This window comes from Methanocalculus sp., assembly GCF_029762515.1.
GTDB lineage: Archaea > Halobacteriota > Methanomicrobia > Methanomicrobiales > Methanocorpusculaceae > Methanocalculus.
Window position 1 is genome coordinate 1 of sequence record NZ_JARVGN010000082.1, and the last position, 6,942, is coordinate 6,942.

Consider the following 6,942-nt stretch of genomic DNA (forward strand, 5'->3'; position numbering starts at 1 on the left):
GGCCTGGTAGATGCAGGGGATGTTATGCCGTTTCAGAGCTGCCTGAAACTTTGCGCCATCCTTCCTGCTCCGGCAGAGGATGGCACAGTCCCGGTACCTAAGCGGCCGTGCCGGCTCGCCGCCCCGTGGAGGGAGCGGGGCTCCCACGAGCCGCTCGATCTCGGTTGCAACATACTCCCCCTCCCCCTCCTCGTTTCCGCAGGCTGCGACCACAACCGGATCTCCTGCCGGTTTCTTTGAGATGAGTTCCTTCTGCTGCCGGTTCGGCGCCCTCTGCATCAGCTGGAAGGCAAGCTGAAGGACTGCCGGCGGGTTTCTGTAGTTCTCGTCCAGCAGGACTTCCGCATGTTCCTTCGCCCACTCCCTAAAGTCCAGGATGTTTGTCAGGTATGCTCCCCTAAACCGGTAGATGGTCTGGTCGTCGTCCCCGACCACACAGAGGTGATCGCCTGCAAGGAGCTTGACGAGCTCGAGCTGGGCGAAGTTCGTATCCTGGAATTCATCGACGAGGATGTAGGGGAAGCGTCTCTGGTAGAGGCTTCGTATGCCCGGATTGTTCCGGAGCAGGCTGACTGCCAGAAATATCATGTCATCGAAGTCGATGAGGTGCTCGTCCTGCTTGTACTGCTCATAGGCTCGATACACCTTCAGCAGGTCGGCGAGCTTGTTCTGATAATCCCGCTCCTCTTCCGTGACTTCTGTCTGTTGTTTTCTCTTCAGGTACTCATCAAGCATCGCAGGCGTGATCAGCTCGTCACGGAATGCGCTGATACCATCGACGATCGCGGTGATAATGTCTGAAGAGTTGTTTCCGATCCGGATATACTCAAAACCAAATGAATCGATGTTCCGCAGACCCCAGACGAGCACATTGGTCCGGCTGATGATCCCGTTTGCGATCGAGATCCCGCTTGTGAGCATATTCTCACGGAGCATCTCAAGGCAGAAGGAGTGGAAGGTATGGATCCCGATATCCTGGTGCGGCCGCAGTGTTTCGATCCGCTCGCTCATCTCGGCTGCCGCTTTTTCCGAGAAGGTGAGGGCAAGGATATTTGTGGGGGAGATGCCCCGGTCAAGCAGGTGGAGGATCTTCTCGACGATCACCTTGGTCTTGCCTGACCCGGGGCCGGCGAGCACGAGCTGGAAGCCGCTGCCGGTGACGGCTTTCTCCTGTGAGGGATTGAGGGGCATACTGATTCAATGATTGGTCTCTGGCAGGAAAAAGATGGCGGGGGATCAGGGGATTTTCAAGCGGTGGAGAGGTATGGGCTATCCGGAGAAAAAGATCATCTGTGAATATGAGTCCGAAGAGATTGAGACTGATGGCTGAACCATGCATATCATCTCCCATATGTCTGGTTCACCCGGACTGCTCTCTTCTCCGGGTGGCTATTCTATTGTCCATACATGTTCACAGGAAAAACCGATTTGGGTAATTAGAAACTTTTTTAAGCGATTAAGAATACCTCTCCCCATGCAAAATCCATTAAAAAATGTAGATCTCAGACTTTTTTTATCACTTCTTCTTCTCATCGCTCTTGTTATCCCGGCAACTGTTTCGGGATGCACAATCTTTGGAATAACACCCGGAGCATCTGAAGATGGCACAGTGTATCTTGGCCATACGAATGATGGTGTCGGGATGGACTGGAGAGAGATGGATGACATCTTTGTGACCTATATCCCCCCGGCAACGCACAAGCCCGGTGACAAGCGGCCGGTCTTCTTTGATCCAAACAGCGGATCTGATGCTGCAGGAAGTAAGCAGGGTTCGTCATCGAATCCTGTTCTTGGCTATATCGATCAGGTTCCCTCGACCTATGGCTATTACACCGGATCATATGGGATGATCAATGATCAGAACCTGATGAGTGCCGAATGCACAGACTATGCAAAGTACGAACCCCAGGCTGAAGAGAACAGGAGACTCTTCTACTCTTCAGAACTCTCAAATGTTGCTCTTGAGCGATGTACTGGTGCAGAGGAGGCAGTACTCCTTGTTGGAGATCTGATTGACCGGTATGGATACTATGGCACCGGCGAGACTCTCATCTTTGCAGATGCAGGGGAGATCTGGGTTATCGAGATGTGCGGGAACCCGGATGGCGATGGAGGGCTCTGGGTTGCGCAGAAAGTAAAGGATGGAGAGGTCTTTGTTGCTGCAAATACATTCAGGATCCGGGATGTCTCACCCGGGATGCCTGACATGCACTACTCGGATAACCTCTTCTCTGTTGCAGAGCGTGCAGGCTGGTGGTCGCCATCAGATGGTCCGCTTGACTGGCTTGAAACGGTCAGTTATGGCGAATATTCGCATCCCTACTACTCACTGATGCGGGTGTGGAGGATCCAGGACACCCTCGCTCCGTCCCTCAAACTCAGCCCGTATGTTGAGGATACGTATACGAGGGAGTATCCATTCTCATTTGTTCCCGATGAGAAGGTGAATTTCAGTACCGCTCTGAACCTGTTCCGGGATCATTACGAGGGAACAGAGTTTGACAGGACCGCGGGACTGGCGGCAGGGCCGTTTGGAAATCCATACCGTGTGCTTGGGCCTGAAGATGCCCATACGAACTTCCAGAATGAAACCATGCTTGAAGTTCGTGCGGGAGCCTATCCACGGGCAATCTCTGAGATCTTCTGTAGTTACAGTTATATCACGATGATCCGTCCGGATCTCCCCGAAGAGGTGGCCGGCGTGCTCTGGTTTGGTCCGGCAGTGCCCTATGAGACGGTGTATACGCCAATCTATGCACAATCTGATAACCTCTCTTCCTCGTATACAAGCGGCAGCCGTATCATATATAATCCGGATACCGCATACTGGACATTCTGTCTCCTGACGAACTGGGCGGGGCTTGCGTATAACATGATGATTGTGGATATACAGGAAGAACAGCAGAGTCTTGAGGCAGAATCATTACGGCTCCTGATGGAGGCCGATCAGCAGGCAATCGATCATCTTACTGCCGGTGATACTGCCGGTGCAACGGCTGTCATGACCAATCTGACGGTAGAGCGGGGTGATGCCATCATAAAGAGCTGGAAGAGCCTGACTGCAACAATGATCGTGAAATATTCAAATGGTCTTTTGACAGATCCAGAGACTGAAGCGGTGGAAGAGCCCGGGTACCCGGACTGGTGGTACAATGATACCGGATATCAGTACGGACCAAGAATCTACCAGTATAAAGAGCTCATGGACACTCCGGATCTCACCTATACCGGCACGCGGGTTATTGTCTCAAAGGAGATGCCTTTTGATGGAATTTTAAAGTTGTTGTGAGAGCCGCCTGTATCTTCATGGTTCCTGATGTGGTAGCCACACCGGGACCCTCTCTTTTATATGGATCCTCATAGAATGATTGCATGCTCAAGAGATTGATATCCCTTATCAGAGCCGAAATCAATTCCAGATGAGCAGAGCAGAAGAATGAACACATGAAGAGTAGGTGATAGTATGGCAATATCAGTGAACTGGGGTGCAATGGGCATTGGAGCGGTGATAGCATTTTTGATCGGGTGGTATATTTTTGGTCTGCTTGGGGCTGTCATTTTAGCAATTATTGTGATGGCTCTGATGGGGCTTATCAAATTTAAGTGAGATGATGGATTCATCGATCTGATGTGGTCAGCCCAAACGCTTCACACCACCCACTGTTTTTCTAGAGATGATTCATGATAAAATCCCGCATTTTTTTATGAGAAGCCAGTCTTCTGACGATATATTTTGTCATTTGTACCGTTTGCGGGTCGAATAATCGTGTTATGATAAGTCCGATGATAAAGATGAGGACTCCCATAAAAACGGCTAAAACAACACCTATCTCTCCAAAGAATGAGACATAGAAGAAGGTGACAACGACTGCAAGGATGGACATGAGTGCTGATCGTATGATAAAATAAAGCCTTTGCAACCATATTGAAAGCAATAATGCTTTAATGACCGCTCGTTTTTCGATGACCCGATCTGCTCCGGTGGGGACACTCTCTATCTCGTGTAAGATATTCTGAGTATAGTTCAGGTCAGACAACTGCAATATCTTGCCTGCATAGCTGACCTCAGAGAGATTTTTTGAGCTTGCTGTCTCAAGCTCCTCCATAATTCTCCCAGCTATATCGGATATCTCACTATCTATCCTGAATAGACTTTCTGAATCTGTTTGTAGTGTAAACATCGTTCATCTCATACTTTTGGGGGTGGCCATATGTCGCTCATGCTGCCATCGTATAAAGTAAAAACATGCATAAAATATATAAAACAACCTTCACTTTCCATAAAATGTTGCAATACCGGCATACCTGCACTGGTACGCTTTCTGATAGCTCAACATGATGAGAGCAGCTGGATTCTTGAAAATGGGTTGGGATTCTGTTAGAATATAAAGGCGAGAATCGCAAGTATGATAAAGATAAGAACGAGCCACTTTGCAATGACCATCGAGAACCCGGCAACTCCTTTCGCCCCCAGCACATATGCGATAAGCGCTAAAATGAGGAATAAAATTGCTAATCCGATTAAATCAGCCATAATTCACCTCCTTTGTGATTATACAGGTATTCTGTTGAAGTAGTTTATCCACATGATATTCAAAGGCCATTGAAAGGATAGGGAGACGGTTCTTTGTATTGTGTTTCGCTGTTATCGAAATAACAGCAGTTCATCGAACAAAACTATACAGAATTACCATTTCACCCTATCATGCAGGCTTTTTTATCTTAATCCTGAAGCTTTCTCTTTACTTTCCCAACTTCTTCCTGGACTTTTCCTTCGACCTGTTCAATCTTCCCTTTGATCTGTTCGGTATTGTTGCCCGTCACTTTTCCAACTTCTTCACGGACCTTTCCTTTCATCTGTTTGCCTTTACCGACGATCTCATCTTTCTCTATTGTCATCTCTCTTCACTTCCATGTTGACCTGGATGTTCCCAGGTATAGTGACATTGGATTTTATGTATAAATAATTGTCTATAAATTTTATAAGTATATGATTTCGAATATTCAAAAAATCGATCTTTCTTAATGTCTACAACTCAAAATCTTCTTCATTTAAGACTAGCGTAACCTGGTTTTGTGCCATTACAGAGAATGAGGGAGAGATCAGGTAAGCAGGTTTCATTGAGGGGGATTTTCGGGAAGGGTAATGATCACCCGCTTTCACTGCCTCTTTTCGGAAAATTGAAAAAAATGATTTTTATCGGGGTTCTCAGATATTTCCGCCGGTGAATGTACCAGTAGTGCTGCCTTTCTTCTCAACAAAGGCGCCTTCGATGAGATCCCTGTCAACAAGCGGTGAGATCTCGCCGGTCTTTGCATAATGATACAGAAGAGCAACGAGGATACCCTGAAGTGCGGATATGAGAATGACAGAGACTGCAAAGACGATGATAGTCAGTATAAGCATGCCTCCGAATGCCTCAAAGGGGAGGAAGATAGCCGAGAAGAAGGTACCTGCCATAAGCAGAAATGCCGGGATCATAACAACCACAAATGAAAAACCGGCAATGACCGTCTCGCTCCATGTCTGCTTAAACAGGCCCCAGGATTCCTTTATAGAAGCAACTGCACCAAGATCTTCAAATAATATAACCGGAATTACAAAGAAGGTGACAAGATTCCAGGCAGCAGCGGCAATTCCAACTACAATTTCGGTGAGAATTCTGCCAAGAGGATTGTCGGATTCACGCAGAAGGCTTAAAATAAGACCGACTGTTGCCGCAATGAATGCCCAGGTAAATAGTGAAACGATTTTAGGCATTGCTGCACTGATCCCGTCTTTGAATGCGGGATCATTGCCCTTTATCACTTCTGTTGCATTATACACAATTCCGGCTTTGAAGAATGACGATACAAATGCCGTAACTAAAAATATAGCAAAGAGCAACAGAATCCAGAGTGCATATCCGGCTACTCCCATCTTATCAGGGTCAATTCCGGTTATACTGAATATAAACAGGGCAGGAATGAATAACAGGCCGAGAATGAGCAGAATTATAATTCCTGAGATGATCGGATAGAATACAAGACTCTTCTCCCTTGAGAGAATGGAAAAAGTCTGTTTAAACAGATGCCATCCCCGTGCAATTCTTTGAAACATATTTTCCTGTTTGCTCTTGGGATATAAATTAAATCTGGAAGAATAGCTGATTCACCTGGAAGAACTTCGAATAACCTCCCCCCATCGAAAGAACTCTATAGTGCGGTATCGGTCAATAATCCATGAGCACGTTCTTTAATTTCGTAATTAAGGATGAATATCGCGGCATTGCTCAATAAGGAAACAATCCTGGTGCCTTGCCCTCCGTGATCGACCGGGAGCGGTTTCGTCCTCTTTTCTCTGATCTGTATTCAAACACTGAAGGAAAGGGCGGCCTGCTCAGCTTCGGTTGCCTCGAAGAACGAGGCCATGTTTTTTTCGGGATGCTGGATGAGTGGATAAAGCCCTTTGAGGGGAATCCCTTCGGCCTGTTTGAGGAGATCAGGAAGACCGCATATCCCAAATAGAACCCGTTCTGGGAGAAAAAACTTTCAAAATCTCAGAATAACCTGCTGGTGAGTTGTACATGCTCTCCCGGTGGTGAAGATACCCTCGCGACCGGTATGACAGCATTCTTATAATCTGCGGTTGACCTGGTACATAGAGTCCATATGTATCATATGTATCATATGGTGCATATATGAAACGTGATTGACATGGTTAGCCAGAGAACCTATAAGCGGATCCCAGTCTCCCCATCTACCTGGGAGAAGCTCTCGCTCATCAAGAAGCCGGGTGAAACATTCGACCATCTTATCTCAGATCTGGTTACAGAACGGGAGAAACGGGATATTATCAGGCATGCCATGCATGTCAGTGAGGAAGGAGAGTACCTCTCTCTGGAAGAAGCCCGGGAAGCCTGGGGTCTGAATGAGGATTGAATGAGGATCGAATGAGGATTG

General features: G+C 47.4%; 8 protein-coding genes. 3 read left to right on the forward strand and 5 right to left on the reverse strand.

Annotation, left to right across the window (positions count from 1 at the left end):
* Positions 1–1,191: ATP-dependent helicase (locus QCH34_RS04285; RefSeq protein WP_300330618.1), on the reverse strand; the 1,191-nt coding region annotated here is incomplete at its 3' end.
* Positions 1,192–1,474: 283 nt separating this feature from the next.
* Here QCH34_RS04285 and QCH34_RS04290 point away from each other — a divergent pair.
* Positions 1,475–3,289 carry a C69 family dipeptidase gene (locus tag QCH34_RS04290; RefSeq protein WP_300330621.1) on the forward strand — a complete coding sequence of 605 codons (1,815 nt, stop codon included), beginning with the start codon at positions 1,475–1,477 and terminating at the stop codon, positions 3,287–3,289.
* 174 nt (positions 3,290–3,463) lie between these two features.
* Positions 3,464–3,607, forward strand: coding sequence for a hypothetical protein (locus QCH34_RS04295; protein WP_300330625.1), 144 nt, complete (start codon positions 3,464–3,466; stop codon positions 3,605–3,607).
* A gap of 61 nt (positions 3,608–3,668) precedes the next feature.
* On the opposite strand, the gene QCH34_RS04300 is transcribed toward QCH34_RS04295, so the two are convergent.
* The 4 genes from QCH34_RS04300 to QCH34_RS04315 all read right to left on the reverse strand — a co-directional run bounded on the left by QCH34_RS04300 (position 3,669) and on the right by QCH34_RS04315 (position 6,100).
* Positions 3,669–4,106, reverse strand: coding sequence for a hypothetical protein (locus tag QCH34_RS04300; protein WP_300330629.1), 438 nt, complete (start codon positions 4,104–4,106; stop codon positions 3,669–3,671).
* Between the two features lie 272 nt (positions 4,107–4,378).
* Positions 4,379–4,534, reverse strand: a complete 156-nt coding sequence (locus QCH34_RS04305; protein ID WP_300330633.1) for a DUF1328 family protein — start codon at positions 4,532–4,534, stop codon at positions 4,379–4,381.
* 188 nt (positions 4,535–4,722) lie between these two features.
* The gene (locus QCH34_RS04310; protein ID WP_300330636.1) at positions 4,723–4,899 is read right to left on the reverse strand and encodes a CsbD family protein; all 177 of its coding nucleotides are present in this window, start codon (positions 4,897–4,899) and stop codon (positions 4,723–4,725) included.
* A gap of 310 nt (positions 4,900–5,209) precedes the next feature.
* Positions 5,210–6,100, reverse strand: coding sequence for a DUF6159 family protein (locus QCH34_RS04315; RefSeq protein WP_300330639.1), 891 nt, complete (start codon positions 6,098–6,100; stop codon positions 5,210–5,212).
* 587 nt (positions 6,101–6,687) lie between these two features.
* On the opposite strand from QCH34_RS04315, the gene QCH34_RS04320 reads away from it, so the two are divergent.
* Positions 6,688–6,921: a hypothetical protein gene (locus QCH34_RS04320; RefSeq protein WP_300330643.1), complete on the forward strand. Its 234-nt coding sequence runs from the start codon at positions 6,688–6,690 to the stop codon at positions 6,919–6,921.
* The last annotated feature ends 21 nt before the right edge of the window (positions 6,922–6,942 follow it).

Bases quoted from the DNA above. Each gene is read 5' to 3' on its own strand.
- QCH34_RS04290 (WP_300330621.1), top strand. From the start codon at position 1,475: ATGCAAAATCCATTAAAAAATGTAGATCTCAGACTTTTTTTATCACTT.
- QCH34_RS04295 (WP_300330625.1), top strand. From the start codon at position 3,464: ATGGCAATATCAGTGAACTGGGGTGCAATGGGCATTGGAGCGGTGATA.
- QCH34_RS04300 (WP_300330629.1), bottom strand. From the start codon at position 4,106: ATGGAGGAGCTTGAGACAGCAAGCTCAAAAAATCTCTCTGAGGTCAGC.
- QCH34_RS04305 (WP_300330633.1), bottom strand. From the start codon at position 4,534: ATGGCTGATTTAATCGGATTAGCAATTTTATTCCTCATTTTAGCGCTT.
- QCH34_RS04310 (WP_300330636.1), bottom strand. From the start codon at position 4,899: ATGACAATAGAGAAAGATGAGATCGTCGGTAAAGGCAAACAGATGAAA.
- QCH34_RS04315 (WP_300330639.1), bottom strand. From the start codon at position 6,100: ATGTTTCAAAGAATTGCACGGGGATGGCATCTGTTTAAACAGACTTTT.